The organism is Peribacillus sp. NPDC006672, assembly GCF_050274955.1.
Classification (GTDB): Bacteria; Bacillota; Bacilli; order Bacillales; family DSM-1321; genus Peribacillus.
The window spans coordinates 225999-244463 of sequence record NZ_JBNNOR010000009.1; the positions used below are offsets into that span (position 1 = coordinate 225999).

Below are 18465 nucleotides of genomic sequence, written 5' to 3' on the forward strand. Positions count from 1 at the left end.
CTTTAATAGGGCGCTGCTCTTTTTCAAAAAATTGAAGTTTGCGTTTTATTTAATATGGTCTTTTTACTGATTATTAGTGTTTAATTTTCATGTTAGTTTAAGTACATTTTTTCACAAATTGATATTTATCCTAGAATTCAATACAACAAAAAGGTTCTAGAACTAAAGCCTTTTTTCGTTTAATTTACCTTTTAAATCCACCTTCTGAATGAATAATCTGACCTGTAATCCAATCTGCTTCATCGCTCACTAGAAATTTAATAGTTTTTGCAACATCTCTCGGTTTTCCTATTCTACCGAAAGGAAACATCGGTTTTAATTCATTTTTTATTTCCTCTGTCATCCACCCTGTATCAGTTGGACCTGGATTTAATGCATTAACCGTTATTCCCAAAGGGGCTAGCTCAGCCGACAATGTAATAGTTAGAGCATCAACTGCTCCTTTTGTTGTTGCATATGCTAATTCGCCAGGCATTGGTCCCTGAAACTGACCTGAAGTAATATTGACTATTCTTCCACCTGATTTCTTATCAAAGCTTTGAGCAAATTTACTACTTAATAGTGTCGTTGCACGAACATTTACCATGTAATGTTTATCTAATTCTTCGGCAGTTAAATTAGAAAAATCGTTGTTAGTTGAGTATGCTGCGTTATTAATCAAGATATCAGGATAACCAAGTTGTTCAGAAACTCTATTTATAAGTTGTTCAGGTGCATCATATTGAGTTAAATCCAACTCCATACATGATACCTTGATACCCTTTTTTATTAATTCTTCTTTTAATTTCATGGGCTCATCTAATTCAATGCTCCAAGGCATTTTTTTATCATATTCCGTCCAATAAGTAAAAAATATATGATAACCCGATTCAGCTAACTCCTTACAAATAGCAGCTCCAATCCCTTTAAGACGGCTTACACCCGTAATAATTGCAATTTTCCCTTTTAATTGGTCCATTTTAAATTCCTCCATTTCAAAAGTAAATTTAAGTCTTAATGCTTCACTAACCTGCTCCGAAAGTTGCATAAAGAAAGAGCTACCTTAAAGACAGCTCCGATCTTAAACTAACGAACCCGTTAGCCATTCATGAAGGGCACAAATCAGTGCTTCACCACAGAGAATGAAAATTGGCCTCTATGTCGATAATGTTTTAATGGCTGGCGAAGAAGGTCGTTGAACTATGGTGCCTTTGAATCATCCGTAAGTCTGACTCCGACGACCACTGTGTACCACCGACTGTCGCGCTAGCCTCTACTTAATTTGCTAAGGTTTTTGTTTAGCGATTTACCAAACTCAATCAGATCACTCATAATGCTCAGCCTTTTAAAAAAAAGCGTTTTTACTGGGTCTATCTAGATATTGTGCTTTTTTAATTTTCATGGGAGTTCATTAAGCAAAAAGGCCACTAAATCAGCCCCGGATCTCAACTACCGAAACTGGTAGTGAAGAATTTTCTATTTCGAATTTATGTAATAAACCAGATTATCAGTCCATTCTCCAAATTCAAAAATAAATCCTTTTCTTATGCATTCATATTCCATTCCTACATTCTCTGCTAAATTATAAGAAGGTGTGTTGTCTATGTTTATATGAGCCTCAATTCGGTGGAAATTCAAGTCTTTAAAGGCGATATTTAGGGCTTCTTTTACTGCCTCTTTACAATAACCATTTCTCCAATATTGATTATGAATAGTGTAACCTATCCTACCCCATTGAAAGTCATTTCTCGCTAAGGTGGAGAAATCTATCGTTCCAAGATGTGTACCGTCTTCTTTCCTAAAGACACCAAAAACATATGCTATATCATTCACTGCTAATTCTTGATGTTTTTCCACTAAGTTGGTAAACCATTCCACTGTACATTCACTCATATCAATCTTCCCTTGATCATATCTGTGTTGAGATGGAAGTCTATTTAAAAATTCGCTAAGCCAATTTTTAAAATCATCTTCTTTTAATGGTCTTATTACTAATCTTTCCGTTTCTGAAATACAGTCAAATTTGTTCAAATAGAACAACCTTTCTAATTACGTCTTTTCTTAACTCTTAAAATCTCTTCCTTTCAAAACAAATCCAATTATTTAACTATTCGCCTTAACAGTAATAATCCCTTTTTGCAACTTATTCCTTCTTCAACTAAATCGCCCCGTTAGCCATTCATGAAGGGCACAAATCAGTGCTTCACCACAGAGAATGAAAATTGGCCTCTATGTCGTTAATGTTTTAATGGCTGGCGAAGAAGGTCATTGAACTATGGTGCCTTTGAATCATCCGTAAGTCTGACTCCGACGACCACTGTGTACCACCGACTGTCACGCCCCTTATGGGTAGTATTTTGGTCATGGCGCTAGCCTCTACTTAATTTGCTATAATTGAAGTTTTTTGTTTAGCGATTTACCAAACTCAATCAGATCACTCATAATGCTCAGTTTTTTTTAAAAAAGCGTTTTTACTGGGTCTATCTAGATATTGTGCTTTTTTAATTTTCATGGGAGTTCATTAAGAAAAGCGATCCTTCATCAAGAATCGCTCCCGTTTGTAGAAAAATATTACATTTAACATTTTTACATTAAAACGCAGGTGGAGTTACTGAAAATAATACAACTGCATTTTGACTAAAATTATTTTCCCATTTATGTTTCAAATTTGCTGGTATTTTCACACTATCACCAGCTTCTAAAAGAAATTCTTCTTCGCCTAAATACAGCTTAATTTTCCCATCCAAAATAAATGCTACTTCCTCTCCTTTATGTTCTAGAAGCTTTTCTGACGAAGAAATATTCGAAGGAACTTTCATAATCGCTGTTGCTAAATTACCCGTAAAATCAGGTGACAATAACTCATAAGATAAATTATCAATGATCATTTTCTTACGTTTACTGGACCTAACGATCAAATCCTCCGTAATTATTTCTTCAAGTAAAAAACTAAAAGTTGGAACATTCAGGGTTTTAGCTAAAACCTTTAGGGTTTGAATAGAAGGATTCGCCAAACCTCGTTCAATTTGGCTTAACATTGAAGGTGTAATTTCAGCTAGTTTTGCTAACTCTCTACTACTCAAGCCTTTAGCTTTTCTATATTTTTCAACTTTCTTACCAATATCTATATTTTCCATAATCGATACTCCTTAACAAGTTGTTAAATTTCATTTCAAAAAAGTAAATATAAATTAACACAGAGATGATTGTGTGTTAAACTGTATTAAATTTTATTTAATTATAATTTATAAAACAACGTGTTACAAGAAAATTAGGAGGATCAAACAAATGAAAGAGATTGAAAGCAAAGAAATACAAACATGGAAAGACCAATATCCTTTACTAAACAAGCTCATTTCGATGGATGAAGTATTTTGGCTGAATCCAAATGTCGAAAAATTTCAAACGGGAATTAAAAAATCCCCCCTTACTCAAGAAGATGTAAAAGATGCAGAGGATAGGTTGGAACGTTTTGCTCCCTATATCGCAAAGGTTTTCCCTGAAACAAAAGAAACGAATGGTATCATAGAATCTCCTTTAGTGAGAGTTCCTTCTATGAAACAATCCTTGGAACAGCATTATCAACAACCTATATTAGGAGAATTATTACTGAAATGCGATAGTCACCTTCCTATATCAGGATCCATTAAAGCAAGAGGCGGGATTTATGAAATTCTCAAACATGCGGAAGAACTAGCTTTCCAACATCAATTGTTAACCATTCAAGATGATTATTCGATTTTAGATAGTGATAGGTTCCGAACCCTTTTCTCAAAATATTCAATCGCAGTAGGCTCGACTGGAAATTTAGGACTTAGTATTGGCATCATCAGTGCAAAGTTAGGTTTTAATGTTTCTGTTCATATGTCAGCTGATGCAAAGCAGTGGAAAAAAGATTTGCTTAGAAGCAAAAATGTCACTGTCATTGAATATGAAGCTGATTATAGTAAAGCTGTAGAGGAAGGCCGAACCCAAGCAGATAGTGACCCAACATGTTATTTTGTGGATGATGAAAATTCCCACGACCTATTTTTAGGATATGCAGTGGCTGCATCTCGTTTGAAGAAACAATTAGAAGAGCTAGAGATAATTGTAGATGAAAATCATCCTTTGTTTGTTTACCTTCCATGTGGAGTAGGTGGTGGTCCTGGAGGCGTAGCTTTTGGTTTGAAATTATTGTATCAAGACCATATTCACTGTTTCTTTGCAGAACCTACCCACTCACCATGCATGCTACTCGGTTTAATGACTGGACTACATGATAAAGTTTCTGTACAAGATGTTGGTATCGATAATGTAACAGACGCGGATGGACTTGCTGTAGGAAAGCCATCAGGGTTTGTGGGTAAAACTATTGAACCTTTTTTAAGTGGTAATTATACGGTTAGCGATGAACAGTTGTATAAGTTGCTAAAAGAACTAGTCGATACAGAGGGGATCCATTTAGAACCTTCTGCACTAGCAGGCATGATAGGACCAAGTAAATTATGTAAAGAAGGCATCGATTATTTACAGAAGCATAGTTTAACAGACAAGATGAGTGAAGCTACACATATTATTTGGGGGACTGGTGGAAGCATGGTTCCTGAAGAAATGATGACGCAATATTATCAAAAAGGGTTGAAATTAGCGTTAGAGAAACAGAAGTAATTTAACATGGGGTTGTTTAACCCAGTGCCTTTTTGATTTTTCATTTGGATTTGAAGCTGTTATAAGAATAGTTGACCTCTCCAGGTCATTATTTAGACCTTTTCTGGCCCTTGCCAAGTCCAGTTGGCCATCTTCTTTTAATTCATGGCAGCGAAACTAAGCATCACCTGCATCGACAATTTTTTAAGTCCCCTTACCGTTGTCCAACGCATGCCATGCATTTCATTTGCCCGGCAAAGATAACAGTCAAAGGATTCTTTCGTAAACATATTCATGTTTGAAAGAATCCTTCTTTTTTCATGGTCGTGTATATGGTAAAGCAGGTGTAACCTCCTGTTCAAATAATTAATCGCAGGTGTTTTATAAGCTGCATCTGCGGCAACCGCTTCGGGTTTTCCAACTCTTCTAATCACGTTTCCCACTATTGGCTCTAAGATATTACTATCATGTGTGTTACCTGGTGTTACAATCGTGCCGACTACAAAACCGTTTCGATCTGAGGCAGCATGGAATGAATAGGTAAACTGTTTGGTGCGTTCGTCCTTGACGTAGTATTCACTCTCTGGATCGGTTGTATGTTCTTTCATTTCTTTCTCTTCTTCCTTATCTAACTTTTCTGGAGAGAATGGTTTTTTTCGTGACGGTCATGGTAAATCTCATTTTGAAGACGTTCTCGATAAGCACGTAGTTTCTTTCCGAACGATTTTCTTTTCAAATTTGGGGGCCCGCCAACCAAATGCCATAAAACCTACGCTATGACATTTTTCGGAAGAAAAAAGCCGATTTTCCCACGTTAAGGGATTTCGGCTTTTATATTTTACTTTCGGAGTGGTCTTAACGATTCTATAGTAGTGGATTGCTTAAATTTAAATTTGTATTCACCAAGGAAGTTAATATGTTCCCATCCTAATGGAGAAATATGATGTAATAATTTTTATATTCTATTGCTTTGGTCAAATATACGGTATTCCATATACTAATGGCATTAATAATAATAATATTTAATGAACTAGCTCTTTGAAGTTGATCCTGCAGCGCACGTTCACGCAACTCTCCACGTTTGCCGAAAAAGATAGATCTAGCCAAAGAGTTAATTGCTTCACCTTTATTTTATCCACGATGAATTTTTCTCCTTAATGTTTCACTTGAATGTAATCTAGGATGAAAATTATTTTTTCAATCCCTCCCATCTCGCGAAGTGCTGTAGCCAAACTATTTTGCCCAGCGTAAGAACCAAGCTTTCCCATAATAAGAGAAGCAGATACAATACCCTTCCAAATAGAATACTTTTTCACATCAACAACTATTTAAACTCTTCTATAAACCTTCAATCCAAAAATATATGAAATTAATATTATTAACACCATCCAACCGAACGACACCCACAGATCATTTCCAACAGGCTGCGAGTCTAACAGGTTTCTAATAGTTTGAATAATCGGTGTCATTGGCTGATTTTCCGCAAAGATTCGGATGATCTTCGGCATTCCTTCGACAGAAACAAATGCAGAACTGACAAAAAGCAGCATTATTAAGATATATGAAAAAGAACTTGCTCCTTCAATACCTTTAGCAGCCAATCCAAATGGCACTGAAATCCACGTTAATGTTAGCGAAAAGAGAGTGATCAATAGTGCCACAAGTAGCCATTCAGCAAATGTTGCATCACTTCTAAATCCAGCTATAAATCCTACTATTAATACGACCATTATTGAAACTAACATAAAAATAACTGAAGCTATTACCTGACCCCCTAGTACAGATGATTTGGCTATGGGCATTGACTTAAATCTGTCAAACATCCCTGAAGTTTTGTCTAAATTTATCCGTAACGAGGTGTAAGCAGATCCTGTAGCAATCGTCATTAACAGAATTCCGGGAAGAATATAATTAATATACTCATCTTCAGACACCCCAGCAATTTGAATGGCACCACCAAATATGAAAACCATACCCAATAACATCATAACCGGCATCGCAACAACCGTAAGAAGCGTGTCGATACTACGTATATTATGTTTAATGATCCGATTTGCAAGCGTTAATGTATCACTTATATCTTGAAAAACATTCATAATTTTCATCCTTTCGAAAGTGTCATAAATACATCATCAAGGGTTGGGGTAGTCATTTTGAAGGTTTTGAGGTCAATTTTTTCAGTTGTGAGGGCATTCAACACGTTTAAAGTCGTTGTGATGTCCTCTATTAAATCAATAGAAATCTCACAATCGTCATTTTTTTCAGGAGAATAGGATTCTAAGAGTTTTAAAGCTATCTCGGTGTCTTCATTACGATTAAATACAAGAAGTAATTTATCAGCTCCAGCAATCCGTTTCATTTCATCAGGGGTTCCACTGGCAACAATTTTTCCTTCACGTAAAAAGCCTATCTGATCAGCTAAATAATCTGCTTCTTCTAAATATTGAGTCGTTAAAAAGATGGTTTTCCCTTGGGACTTCATTTCTTTAATCGTATTCCAAAGCCCCTGCCTGCTATTCGGATCCAATCCAGTAGTAGGTTCATCCAGAAAAATGATTTCTGGATTCCCAACTAAACTCATGGCTAAGTCGAGACGACGACGCATTCCTCCTGAATAATTTGAAACAGCTTTATCTTTGGCATCAGTCAGATCAAACTTTTCTAACAAACTTTCGGCAACTTTTCTCGAGTTGCGTTCGTGTCGTAATTTAGCAATTAAATAAAGGTTTTCGTATCCAGTGAGTACTCCGTCAACAGTGGTATTCTGGGAACTAAAACTAAAAAGCTTTTGTGCTGCCACAGGATTGTCAGCAATATTAATATCTTGAATTGTTACCTTTCCACCATCGCTATTAAGTAACCCTGTAACAATTTTTAATAGGGTACTTTTCCCAGCCCCGTTCGCCCCTAATAAGGCATAAACGGAACCTTGCTTCAAAGTGATATTGACATCTTTTAAAACCTCATTCCCTTTAAAGCTCTTTTTCACATTTTTGATATTAAGGACCGTTGAATTCATGGCTCTCTCTCCTTTACTCAATTGAATCCCTAAGTTTTTTCTTCATTTTATCCATCCATGTTTCTTCTGGAAATTCAGCTAATAATGAGTCGGCAAATTCTGCAATATCATCTCCTACTACATCTCGTACGCATATGCCATCCGTAGCACTATTCTCAAACATCTCTAAAATATTTTTCAAAATCTCAAACATGCCTGATCCCTTTGCAAAATTCCACATGTATTTTTCAATTGCTTTCATCGCCTTTCTGTATTCTTCTGGTAATTGATTCACGCGTTTTTTATAGGCACGATATTCTCTTTTTTCTTGCATCATTTTTTTAAACATTTATTTGCCCCTTTATTTCATTCATTTTTTCTTCTAAGAATGTCCAACGCTCCCAAAATTCCTTTAACTCTTGTTCTCCTTTAGCGTTTAGCGTGTAAAATTTTCTCGCAGGTCCAAGCTCTGACTTTTTCTTCTCAATCTCGACGAGCCCTTTTTTCTCGATTCGAACAAGAATGGTATAGACAGTTCCTTCCACAATATCGCCAAAGCCTAAATCGTTTAGGTACTTAGTTATTTCATAGCCGTAAGTTTCTCCAGCATGAATCTTTTGAAGCACCACCCCTTCAAGAACACCTTTAAGCATTTCAGTTAAATCTTTCATATATCCTCCTAACAAACTACTTAGTATTACCGAGTACTACTATATAGTATTACAAAGTAGCTGTTGTGTGCAACTCATTTTTTATTTTTATTTACTTCTTTTATAGTTATGTAGTAAAACCGAACATTCTTCCCTCACGAAAGAGGAGGGAAAAAACATCTGACTGATTTCAAAGATGTGGCGGTAAAAACAGGAAATTACATGAACAAATCTTTATCAAAAGTCCCAGCCCATATACTATGTCCCCACAAAAAAATTCCGTTCCACACTGGAAAGAAACAAAACGAAAACGGAGAGTCCACCTGGGTCGAAGTGAGGAAAAGCACTGAAATGGATACGATTTAATGGCATGAGGGAACCAACTGGAAAAAACAATGAACCGTCAGAACCCTAACGGGGCAAGAGTTGGAGGAGAACAGCCTTTAGAAAAACGATTGGATCAAGATTGAATTTGATTGGACTTATATTAATTTACGTTTGGATTTTTTCCGATATTCTAAGGAAGGGAACTTTTTTATATAGAGACAAAACATCGCGACTTTATTTCAAATCTACAAAAATACATCAGATTGAGTAAATTTATAAAATGAAAAAAACAAGATTACTCATTTAATCAAATTTAAAGAGAAAATGGGAATGAAAATTGGCAAATGAACAATTAAGTAATAGCACAATTTTCCGTTGGGACAAAAAGTTGAAGCAAACTTTATCGGTGATGCATACTTACAAATGATATTTACTGAAATTCGGCGGAATATTCACCACATCAATCGTTTTAAGTAATTGAGCTGATTTTCCTTCTTCCTGATATCAACCTTCTCCACCAGTACTAATAAAACTTGCCCATCTTTGTGTGAATGCCAGCTATTGCGAGCTTCTGGAGCAAAGGTTACATTTCCAACTGATGTGTTGATTGGGGTTGGAATGAAACATTGGCATGGTGCCACCAAAGACAGTTGGATTGTACACTTAGCAATGGCACCGGGTGAAACGGATTGGTTAGAACCCGTAACTGATGAGGAATATAATGATCTAAAATAACAGAACGATAAAAAGCAGGATGACTAGCAGTCGGACTGTCATTCAGCTTTTGCTTTAATAAGTGTAACAAAATTGAATTATTATAATTAATTAAACACTTACCTTTATCTTATAAAGGGAATCAATGAAAACGTGTTCTGCACTATTGGACTGTCATATCTAATCACCTTTCCCATTAATTGGAGATTTACAATTATCTAAGTACTGTCTATTATCTTCGGTTTTATCAACATAAATCGAAAGAAGCGATAACTAATATACAGTTATTAGGGAATTGTCTGTTGTCAAAAAACCTTTAATAATGTAATTTATATAGTGTGAATTATTCAACACTTTGCAAAAAAGGACATATTAATGTTCATTATGATTTTAGGTACTTTTCATGCAACATTAAACCAAACAATCATGAATGTCGCTACTCCTGAACTTATGGTTGAATTTTAAGACCTCGGCTAAACAGCCCAGTGGTTAACATCCGGTTACATACTAAAAACAGCGTCTTGATTACTATTACCTCCTATTTGATGCAACGGTTTACCACACGTGAACTCTTTCAAGCTTCCATGTTTATATTTCTAGCTGTAACCATTGTTTCAGCTGTCGCAACAGAATTTCCTGTCTTGTTAACCGGACGTATGATTCAGGCAGCCAGTGCAGGAATCATCATGCCTTTGCTTATTATAGAGTGATTTATACAATTTTTATTTTAGGAGGAATATCAGTGAATAAAGAAGTCATTGCAATTACAGAAATCCCTAATTTCCAGACACGTACTGAAGAGTTTTTCCCTTTAAAGTGGTATAAAGAAATGCTTCACAATCATCCTGTTTATTTTCACGAAGAAACGAATACATGGAATGTGTTTAAGTATGAAGATGTTAAACAGGTGTTAACCAATTATGAAGTCTTTTCAAGTCAAGGGCCTAGAAGCGGTCTTTTTGTGGGCGATAATAAAAAGCAAAAAAACACTTCACCAATAACCACGATTACGTTTCTTGATCCTCCTGATCATCGAAAAGTGCGTTCCTTATTGGCAGCAGCTTTCTCTCCCCGCAGTTTAAAAGAGTGGGAACCTCGTATTCAACAGATTGCAACGGAGCTTGTAGAAAATATACAAGAAAATTCTACGATTAATATTGTGGAAGCTTTGGCTTCCCCTTTACCTGCTCTAGTAATAGCCGATTTATTTGGCGTACCTACACAAGGTCAAGGGCAGTTTAAAGAATGGGTTGATATTTTGTTCCACCCATACGACAAAGAAAGGTTAGAAGACATTGAACAACAAAAACAAAAGGCAGCGAAAGAATATTTTGATTACCTTTATCCTATTGTAGTTCAAAAACGTTCGAACCTTTGTGATGATATTATCTCTGATTTGATTCAAGCTGAAGTAGATGGGGAAAAATTTACGGATGAGGAAATTGTTCAGGCAACCATGTTACTTTTAGGGGCAGGTCTTGAAACAACTAGTCACGCGATAGCCAATACGTTCTATTCATTGCTATATGATGACAAGTCATTATATGGAACACTAAGAAATGATATAGGCTTAGTCCCAAAAGCCGTTGAAGAAATGCTTCGATATCGTTTTCATATTTCAAAAAGAGATCGTACGGTCAAACAAGATAATAATCTATTAGGGGTTGAGTTAAAAAAAGGTGACGTAGTCATTGCTTGGATGAGTGCATCCAATATGGATGAAAACATGTATAGCGATCCTTTCTCGATAGACATTCATCGTTCAAACAATAAAAAGCACCTGACTTTCGGAAGTGGTCCACATTTTTGTTTAGGTGCACCTCTTGCACGATTAGAAATGAAAATTGCATTAGAGGCATTCTTACAAAAGTTTTCTTGTATCGAATCAGTAGATGGGTTTAAATTAGAAAAAAACTTAACCGCTTCCGCTACGGGACAGTCCTTGACTTATCTACCAATGAAAGTTTATAAATAAGAACCGAAAAAAGAATTCACATCAGCTTGGGCTACCAAACCCAATTTTTATCAATATACAATTTAAATAATAATACAGAAAAATAATGATAAAAAATGAGAATTATAAATCAAAAAGTAAAAAAAGATGCGAAGAATAAAAATACTCTTCGTCCATCGGCTCGTTCGGTATGGCGGCGTTAGCTGTTTAGAAAGTGGTTATCAGTCCTTTTAGTGCAGAAGTGACACATACGGAATGACAGAAAGAAGTTTTTTCTTTCTGATCATTCCGAAGTGCTACCACCCGATCAGGAACATAATATAGTAGCTAGACGGACAGATTTTGGTTATCGGGTCATTTAGACACTTACTAAATAAACAGGAAAGCCCTTTCCCCTCCTAAAAAGTAAACGAAGCCTTAATACAGATTAAGAAGCACATACTATCACTAAGTGGAAAAAAAGGCTTGTCATTAACCCTTTAGAAGTTCCTGTATTTCTAATTGCTTGACTTCATTAAATCTGGACCAATAATTATGACCTTTCCCACTCCTATTACAGTAATTTGTATACCGTCATAATGACTAAAACGTTTAGATTGCCTTTCAAGAGTCCATTTAATATTCAACATTTTTTAACAATTCCTTCGCTGCCATCGTGGCAGATAACGTCCCCTCAACAACTGCCTGTTCAATCTGCGGTAGGTCCTTAGTTATTTTTGGATGAATATAGAATTTCACTCGCAGATACTCTTCAACCATATAATGTAGCCAATCTAAGGTTTGTTTTTGACGTCTTTTATTAAAGATTCCTGATTCGTTCGTTTTTTTATGGAATAATTCAATGATTGACCATATTTCATCCAGACCTGCTCCCGTTAAAGCAGATACAGCAAACGCCTTTGTTTCCCATCCTTCCGTTGCAGGCTGTAAGAAATGGAGGAGTCGGTTGTATTCCACCTTTACATTCAAAGCAGCCTGCCTGTTTTCACCATCTGCTTTATTGATGAAAATGGCATCGGCTAATTCCATTACACCTTTTTTCATTCCTTGCAATTCATCACCAGCACCAGTCAGCATAATAACAAGGAAAAAATCGACCATAGAACGAACAGCTATTTCACTTTGACCGACTCCTATGGTTTCAACTACAATCACGTCATAACCAGCTGCCTCAAAAATAAGAAGGGTTTCACGACTTTTTCTAGTGACTCCACCCAGCGTCCCACTTGAAGGGGATGGACGAACATATGCGTGGGGGTGGCGAGAAAGCTGTTCCATTCTAGTTTTGTCACCTAAGATGCTTCCTTTCGAAACACTGCTCGAAGGATCAACGGCTAGTACAGCTACACGGTGATTTTTTTCACAGAGGATCATACCAAATGATTCAATGAGTGTACTCTTACCAGCCCCAGGAACTCCTGTGAATCCAACCCGAATTGAATTTCCTGTATATGGAATGAGTTGTTTCAGCACTTGTTGTGCCATTTCTATATGTTTTGGTAAATTGCTTTCCACTAATGTTATCGCTTGAGCAATAATTGCACGATCTCCATTTATCACACCTTGCACATAATCATCAATAGCAAGCTGTTTTCTTCTAAGAATAGGATTCTGTTTATTCGATTGTACATTTTCGCTCACAATCATCCCATCATGCTCTTTTTTCATGTTGTGTGTAAAGTATGGGCTAACTGACAAGTTACCGGACCATTCTGGACGTATTTTATCTTTACCGTTACTCATTTTCTTCCTCGTCGTACCCTAGTCGACGCTTTACTTCCTCTAACACTTTTTGTGCAGCAACTGGGATAACCGTTCCTGGTCCGAATATTGCAGCTGCCCCATTTTCTTTTAAGTAATCGTAATCTTGAGCTGGAATAACACCGCCAATCACGACGGAAATATCTTCACGACCTAAGCGCTTCAGCTCTTCCACGACTTGAGGAAGTAACGTTTTGTGTCCAGCAGCAAGCGAGCTCATCCCTAGTACGTGTACATCATTTTCAACAGCTTGTAATGCTGCTTCCAAAGGGGTCTGGAATAAAGGACCAATATCAACATCAAAACCAAGGTCTGCAAATGCCGTCGCAATCACCTTGGCACCACGGTCATGTCCGTCCTGGCCCATTTTCGCGACCATAATTCGAGGGCGGCGTCCTTCAACTTCTTCAAATTGATCTGCCATTTCGCGGACAGCCTTCACTTGCTCCACTTCACCGAACTCTGCACTGTACACTCCACTAATTGAACGAATGCTTGCTTTATGTCTCCCTACTACTTTTTCGTATGCTTCCGAAATTTCCCCTAAGCTTGCTCTGGCACGAGCTGCGTGAATTGCTAGCTCTAAAAGGTTTCCTTCTCCAGTTTCAGCTGCTTTTGTGATCTCTTGTAGTGCAGCTTCTACCTTTGCATCATCTCTTTCGGCACGAAGTTTCTCTAAACGTCGAATTTGTGCATCACGTACTGCAGTATTATCGATATCCAAAATCTCAAGCGGATCCTCTTTTTCTAAACGGTATTTATTCACACCAATAATTGATTCTTTACCAGAATCAATATGTGCTTGTCTTCTGGCAGCCGCTTCTTCAATTCTCATCTTTGGCAGACCCGTTTCAATGGCTTTTGCCATTCCACCAAGTGCCTCAATTTCTTCAATATGTGCCCAAGCTTTTTCAAGTAGTTTAGCAGTTAATGACTCCACATAATAAGAGCCACCCCAAGGGTCTAATACATTGGTTATACCTGTTTCATCTTGAAGGTATAATTGTGTATTCCGAGCAATTCGAGCAGAGAAATCAGTCGGTAAAGCAATTGCCTCATCCAAAGCGTTTGTATGAAGGGATTGCGTATGACCTAAGGCAGCGGCCATAGCTTCAATACACGTGCGTGTCACATTATTAAATGGGTCTTGCTCTGTTAAGCTCCATCCAGATGTTTGTGAATGTGTTCGAAGTGCTAGCGACTTTTCATTTTTAGGATTAAATCTCTTCATTAATTTCGCCCAAATTAATCGACCAGCACGCATTTTAGCAACTTCCATGTAGTAATTCATTCCGATTGCCCAGAAAAAAGAAAGGCGTGGAGCAAATCGATCAACATCAATACCTGATTTCAAGCCCGTTTTGACATATTCTAACCCATCTGCCAGTGTATAGCCCAACTCTATATCAGCTGTAGCACCAGCTTCTTGCATATGATAACCGGAGATACTAATAGAGTTAAATTTCGGCATATGTTGGGACGTATATTCAAAGATATCTGCGATTATTTTCATTGACGGTGCCGGTGGATAAATGTACGTATTTCGTACCATATATTCTTTTAAAATATCATTTTGAATTGTTCCAGAAAGTTTCTCTTGGGGTACTCCTTGTTCTTCAGCTGCTACGATGTAAAATGCCATAATCGGCAAAACGGCTCCGTTCATCGTCATTGAAACAGACATTTGGTCTAATGGGATTTCATCAAATAACACCTTCATGTCAAAGATGGAATCAACTGCAACACCAGCTTTCCCCACATCCCCAACGACTCTAGGGTGATCCGAATCATACCCACGATGTGTAGCCAAGTCAAACGCTATAGAAAGGCCCTTTTGTCCTGCAGCTAAGTTTCGACGGTAAAACGCATTACTTTCTTCCGCTGTTGAAAAGCCTGCATATTGACGAACTGTCCAAGGTTGTGTTTTATACATAGCCGGGTATGGACCTCGAAAGAATGGTGCAATGCCTGCCACATAATCTAAATGCTTCATTTCTTTTGTATCGTTATTTGTGTAGAGAGGCTTTACATCAATTTTTTCATACGTCGGAACTGTTAATTCTTCAAAGGACTTTCCAGAAAGTTTTTCTGCTTGTTTTCGCCACTCTCTAAATTTTGCTATTCTTTCATCCTTATATTCTACTTGGCTGAAATCTGGTTTTGTCATAATGCAGCAACTCCTTTCTTATCTAGAAGTTGACTTAACACGTCATAGCAATTTGAGCCAACGTGAATAAACTCAGATATTCCAGCCTCTTTAAAGCTGACTTCGTACTCTTCGCTAGGCTTTCCTACTAATAAAACAATTGCTTGTTCTGCTGCATTTTTAATCGTCTTTGCAAGAGGAATCGCTGTTTGTTGATAGTCTTCATCTTTTCCACAAATGATGACAATACCGGCGTTTGAAGCAATAGCTGCATCTGCTGCTTCTTTTGCAAAAGCAAATCCATTGTTTTGAATAACATCGAAGCCACCAACTCCAAAAAATCCAGTCGCAAAATCAGCTCGCGCTTTATAAGCTGAAATAGGTCCTAAGTTTGCTAGAAAAACTTTCGGACGATTACCTGCCTTTTCTGCATTTTCATTGATGGTTTGACGGAGTTCTTCAAACTGAATGGTACCTCTCGTAGGACGGATTGCTTTAACGCTAACTACAGCTTCCAACCTTCTACCTGTTGCCTGTGCAATTTCACCTAACGATGCTCCTTGTTTCGCTGCCTGAATCGATGCTTCTGTTTTATTGGGAATTGCAGCTAAGCTTTCAACCGGTCTATGTGCTCGACCTTTAACCTTATTGATATGATCATCAATTTGAACCGTCTCATCAACAGCTAACCAATCTATGCCTTTTTCTTCAATATTCACATACATATTTGTCCCAACAAATATATCCTTTCGACTCGCAATGTTCCCTATTCGCTTTGAAGCCGTTTGTTCAACCACTTTTTGTGGAAATTCTTCTTTTAAAGCTTCCACAATACCACCTTTAGCTTCTGTTTCTTGGAAAAGCTCCCATGCCTTTTTCGCCACCTCATCTGTCAGTACTTCCACGTACCAAGAACCACCTGCAGGATCATTTGTCCTCGCAATATAAGCTTCTTCTTTTAAGATAATCGAGGTATTTCGTGCAATTCGTCTTGAAAAAGCGGAGGACTTTTGAATCGCTTCATCAAAGCAACTAACATGAATGCTGTCTGCCCCACCTACTGCAGCTGAAAATGCTTCAGTTGTTGCACGTAACATATTTACATAAGGATCAAAAATCGTTTTTGTCCATGCAGATGTTCGCGCTTGCATCGTCATCTTCTGAGCTTCTTCATTCCCCCCAAACGTTTCCACAATTCTAGCCCATATTGTTCTTGCTGCCCGTAGTTTTGCAATCTCTATAAAATAATCAGAGCCTACCGAGAACGAAAAAAGAATTTTACCTGCGGCTTTATTTATATCCACTCCATGAGTGGTTAGCGCATGTAAATATTCAACTCCTGTTGATAATGCAAATACCAATTCTTCAACCGCACTGCTTCCGCCATCATGATAGACGTTTCCATGAATGAGAACAGTTTGTAAATTAGGGGTATTCTCAATCGCCCAATTTGTAACATCCGCCATCAGTGTATAACATTCTTCCAATTCGTAAACTAATGTTCCATTTGTAATCAATTCCGCAATAGGATCCATGCCTATACATCCATGTAATTCTTGCACTGGTCGTTTTTCCTGCTCTAAATGGGCAATAAATAAAGCAAGTAGCGGAATTGAATTTGCCCCCGTGTTAACATGAATTGGGACATTTGCAAGGTCAATATCTTTTAGAACATCAGTTACATCGGTTACCCCTGAAATCGATAGTCCTGTTTTTCCGACCTCTGAAGTAGCATCACTCGCATTTATTCCACGTTTAGTTGGTGTGTCAATGACGATATTTAACGAGGTTTGCCCTCGGCCAAGGTCAACCCGTGCAACTTCATTAAAAGCAGAAGGCGTCCCTAGATCTAATTCCTGATTGATTTCCCATCCATCTGAAAGCGTTTGAGTTCCTCGAGTAAAAGGAGCCTTACCTGGCAAAGAATTATGATAAGGAAGATTATCCGCATCCTCCTTTCTATACATCGGCTGAAGTGAAATTCCTTCATATGTCTCTGTGACAAGCTTTTTTTCAAATGAAGCTCCTTTCAAAGACTCCTCTACCATTTGTTTCCACTGCTGATATTTTGGAATAGGAAACTCATTGAATAAACCAGTTTGCTTGTCTATTATTTTTTGACCTTCTTTTTGAAGTTCATATACCATTGTGATTTTCTCCTTCCCGATATCTTTCACTGAAGTTCAATTAATCTAACAGTTATTTGTCTAAGCAGTCGAAAATATACTTGTTTTTCACTTGTTTGCATATCAGTTCTCCTTTTGATTTTAAGGAAAATTCAAAATATAATCATCAAATTTAGTCGATTGTCGACATTATACACATACATAAATGCTAAATATTTCTTCTGAAATCTAAATCTCAAACATGTTCTGATATAAATTTATATTATAAACCAAGAGATATCACCTCCTTGTAGAATAAAATTATGTTAGCAACGTCGATTGTCGACTACTCATTAAAACTAAAAGTCAATCCTTGAGTGATCCTTCAATTCGTGGAAATACAGCCTCATTATGGGAATTCAATATTGATTTCGCTTTCTCTATCTCACCTAAAGAAAGATAGTTTACAAATTCCTTGTGTTCCCTTAATGAATTTTTCACCACATCATCTTCTCCCCTTAAAGAGAATGTTTGTAATGAGATTAACGGAGATCCTAATCTAGAATAAATATTCCGAAAAGTCTCACTCCCGCTTGCTAAGATTAACTGAAAATGAAATTCATAATTCAGTTGTGCATACTCCCTTATTTCAATTTCTTTTTTTTCCATCTCTAAAATGATTTCACTCATCTCATGAGTACAATTTTCTCTTGCCTTTAAAGTTAATTTATCAATGGCTAATTGCTCTAAGAAGTTTCTGATTTTTAATATATCTGACATCTCTTCTCGTGAAAAGCCTTTAACTATTGTTCCCTTTCTTGGGATCTTTTTCACAATTCCTTCTATTGTTAAAAGATAGAATGCTTCTCGTACAGGAGCTCTACTAGTACCAAAAAGCTGAGAATACTCTGCTTCTACCAATTTATCTCCAGCTACAATTTTCCCACTCATGATATCTTCTATTATACTTTCTTTTATTATTTTGGGAAGAGCATTATCAACCGTTCTCTTTTCAACCATACAATCGACTCCTTTGAAAAATTTGGTTTATTTAATGATTTTCTTATTTATTATTATTTTACTGTTTATTATAACTCACTTGTATGAGTCTCCGAAACCTTAAAAGTTTGTTTAGAAGAAAAAATGCAATAAAAAAGAACTAAATTAGGAGTACTTTTTTTAAAAAGTTATTGACAGAAAAT

The 18465-nt window shown here is 36.9% G+C and carries 13 protein-coding genes and 5 pseudogenes; 4 read left to right on the forward strand and 14 right to left on the reverse strand.

The genetic code is table 11. The features are described from left to right. Positions 1–184 precede the first annotated feature (184 nt). The 3 genes from ACQKKK_RS16625 to ACQKKK_RS16635 all read right to left on the reverse strand — a co-directional run bounded on the left by ACQKKK_RS16625 (position 185) and on the right by ACQKKK_RS16635 (position 3116). Positions 185–958, reverse strand: a complete 774-nt coding sequence (locus ACQKKK_RS16625) for an SDR family oxidoreductase (protein ID WP_427617405.1) — start codon at positions 956–958, stop codon at positions 185–187. Positions 959–1455: 497 nt separating this feature from the next. Then, positions 1456–2010, reverse strand: a complete 555-nt coding sequence (locus tag ACQKKK_RS16630; RefSeq protein WP_427617407.1) for a GNAT family N-acetyltransferase — start codon at positions 2008–2010, stop codon at positions 1456–1458. Positions 2011–2570: 560 nt separating this feature from the next. Continuing rightward, entirely contained in the window at positions 2571–3116 is a 546-nt protein-coding gene (locus ACQKKK_RS16635; protein ID WP_427617409.1) for a helix-turn-helix domain-containing protein, read from the reverse strand. A 151-nt stretch (positions 3117–3267) separates the two neighbouring features. On the opposite strand from ACQKKK_RS16635, the gene ACQKKK_RS16640 reads away from it, so the two are divergent. After that, positions 3268–4629 carry a D-serine ammonia-lyase gene (locus ACQKKK_RS16640; protein ID WP_427617411.1) on the forward strand — a complete coding sequence of 454 codons (1362 nt, stop codon included), beginning with the start codon at positions 3268–3270 and terminating at the stop codon, positions 4627–4629. Between the two features lie 137 nt (positions 4630–4766). On the opposite strand, the pseudogene ACQKKK_RS16645 reads toward ACQKKK_RS16640, so the two are convergent. The 7 genes and pseudogenes from ACQKKK_RS16645 to ACQKKK_RS16675 form a co-directional block, all read right to left on the reverse strand. Beyond that, a pseudogene (locus tag ACQKKK_RS16645) lies at positions 4767–5348 on the reverse strand (transposase); the annotation flags it as partial. 98 nt (positions 5349–5446) lie between these two features. After that, positions 5447–5915, reverse strand: a pseudogene (locus ACQKKK_RS16650) (Tn3 family transposase); the annotation flags it as partial. A gap of 21 nt (positions 5916–5936) precedes the next feature. Then, the gene (locus ACQKKK_RS16655; RefSeq protein WP_427617413.1) at positions 5937–6704 is read right to left on the reverse strand and encodes an ABC transporter permease; all 768 of its coding nucleotides are present in this window, start codon (positions 6702–6704) and stop codon (positions 5937–5939) included. Positions 6705–6709: 5 nt separating this feature from the next. Next, complete coding sequence (locus ACQKKK_RS16660) at positions 6710–7627, reverse strand: ATP-binding cassette domain-containing protein (protein ID WP_427617415.1); 918 nt, start codon at positions 7625–7627, stop codon at positions 6710–6712. Positions 7628–7640: 13 nt separating this feature from the next. Then, positions 7641–7955, reverse strand: a complete 315-nt coding sequence (locus tag ACQKKK_RS16665) for a DUF1048 domain-containing protein (protein ID WP_427617417.1) — start codon at positions 7953–7955, stop codon at positions 7641–7643. Next, positions 7948–8277 (reverse strand): PadR family transcriptional regulator, encoded by a 330-nt coding sequence (locus tag ACQKKK_RS16670; protein WP_427617418.1) that lies wholly within the window; start codon positions 8275–8277, stop codon positions 7948–7950. The genes ACQKKK_RS16665 and ACQKKK_RS16670 overlap by 8 nt, the downstream gene beginning before the upstream one ends. Positions 8278–9006: 729 nt before the next feature. Then, positions 9007–9182: pseudogene (locus tag ACQKKK_RS16675) on the reverse strand (hypothetical protein); the annotation flags it as partial. Between ACQKKK_RS16675 and ACQKKK_RS16680 the strand changes: the two are divergent. The 3 genes and pseudogenes from ACQKKK_RS16680 to ACQKKK_RS16690 all read left to right on the forward strand — a co-directional run. Then, positions 9139–9318 (forward strand): annotated as a pseudogene (locus tag ACQKKK_RS16680) (hypothetical protein); the annotation flags it as partial. The pseudogenes ACQKKK_RS16675 and ACQKKK_RS16680 sit on opposite strands and share 44 nt — an antisense overlap. 354 nt (positions 9319–9672) lie before the next feature. Continuing rightward, positions 9673–9995: pseudogene (locus ACQKKK_RS16685) on the forward strand (MFS transporter); the annotation flags it as partial. A 44-nt stretch (positions 9996–10039) separates the two neighbouring features. Then, complete coding sequence (locus tag ACQKKK_RS16690; RefSeq protein ID WP_427617466.1) at positions 10040–11272, forward strand: cytochrome P450; 1233 nt, start codon at positions 10040–10042, stop codon at positions 11270–11272. Between the two features lie 594 nt (positions 11273–11866). Here the strand turns inward: ACQKKK_RS16690 and meaB are convergent. The 4 genes from meaB to ACQKKK_RS16710 all read right to left on the reverse strand — a co-directional run bounded on the left by meaB (position 11867) and on the right by ACQKKK_RS16710 (position 18283). Beyond that, complete coding sequence (meaB, locus tag ACQKKK_RS16695; RefSeq protein WP_427617420.1) at positions 11867–12994, reverse strand: methylmalonyl Co-A mutase-associated GTPase MeaB; 1128 nt, start codon at positions 12992–12994, stop codon at positions 11867–11869. Beyond that, positions 12987–15179: a methylmalonyl-CoA mutase gene (gene scpA / locus ACQKKK_RS16700; RefSeq protein ID WP_427617422.1), complete on the reverse strand. Its 2193-nt coding sequence runs from the start codon at positions 15177–15179 to the stop codon at positions 12987–12989. The genes meaB and scpA overlap by 8 nt, the downstream gene beginning before the upstream one ends. Next, positions 15176–17305 (reverse strand): methylmalonyl-CoA mutase family protein, encoded by a 2130-nt coding sequence (locus ACQKKK_RS16705; RefSeq protein WP_427617424.1) that lies wholly within the window; start codon positions 17303–17305, stop codon positions 15176–15178. The genes scpA and ACQKKK_RS16705 overlap by 4 nt, the downstream gene beginning before the upstream one ends. Positions 17306–17629: 324 nt before the next feature. Continuing rightward, complete coding sequence (locus ACQKKK_RS16710; RefSeq protein WP_427617426.1) at positions 17630–18283, reverse strand: GntR family transcriptional regulator; 654 nt, start codon at positions 18281–18283, stop codon at positions 17630–17632. Between the last annotated feature and the right edge of the window lie 182 nt (positions 18284–18465).

Coding starts and splice junctions, on each gene's coding strand:
- ACQKKK_RS16625 (WP_427617405.1), bottom strand. CDS start 958: ATGGACCAATTAAAAGGGAAAATTGCAATTATTACGGGTGTAAGCCGT.
- ACQKKK_RS16635 (WP_427617409.1), bottom strand. CDS start 3,116: ATGGAAAATATAGATATTGGTAAGAAAGTTGAAAAATATAGAAAAGCT.
- ACQKKK_RS16640 (WP_427617411.1), top strand. CDS start 3,268: ATGAAAGAGATTGAAAGCAAAGAAATACAAACATGGAAAGACCAATAT.
- ACQKKK_RS16655 (WP_427617413.1), bottom strand. CDS start 6,704: ATGAATGTTTTTCAAGATATAAGTGATACATTAACGCTTGCAAATCGG.
- ACQKKK_RS16660 (WP_427617415.1), bottom strand. CDS start 7,627: ATGAATTCAACGGTCCTTAATATCAAAAATGTGAAAAAGAGCTTTAAA.
- ACQKKK_RS16665 (WP_427617417.1), bottom strand. CDS start 7,955: ATGTTTAAAAAAATGATGCAAGAAAAAAGAGAATATCGTGCCTATAAA.
- ACQKKK_RS16670 (WP_427617418.1), bottom strand. CDS start 8,277: ATGAAAGATTTAACTGAAATGCTTAAAGGTGTTCTTGAAGGGGTGGTG.
- meaB (WP_427617420.1), bottom strand. CDS start 12,994: ATGAGTAACGGTAAAGATAAAATACGTCCAGAATGGTCCGGTAACTTG.
- scpA (WP_427617422.1), bottom strand. CDS start 15,179: ATGACAAAACCAGATTTCAGCCAAGTAGAATATAAGGATGAAAGAATA.
- ACQKKK_RS16705 (WP_427617424.1), bottom strand. CDS start 17,305: ATGGTATATGAACTTCAAAAAGAAGGTCAAAAAATAATAGACAAGCAA.
- ACQKKK_RS16710 (WP_427617426.1), bottom strand. CDS start 18,283: ATGGTTGAAAAGAGAACGGTTGATAATGCTCTTCCCAAAATAATAAAA.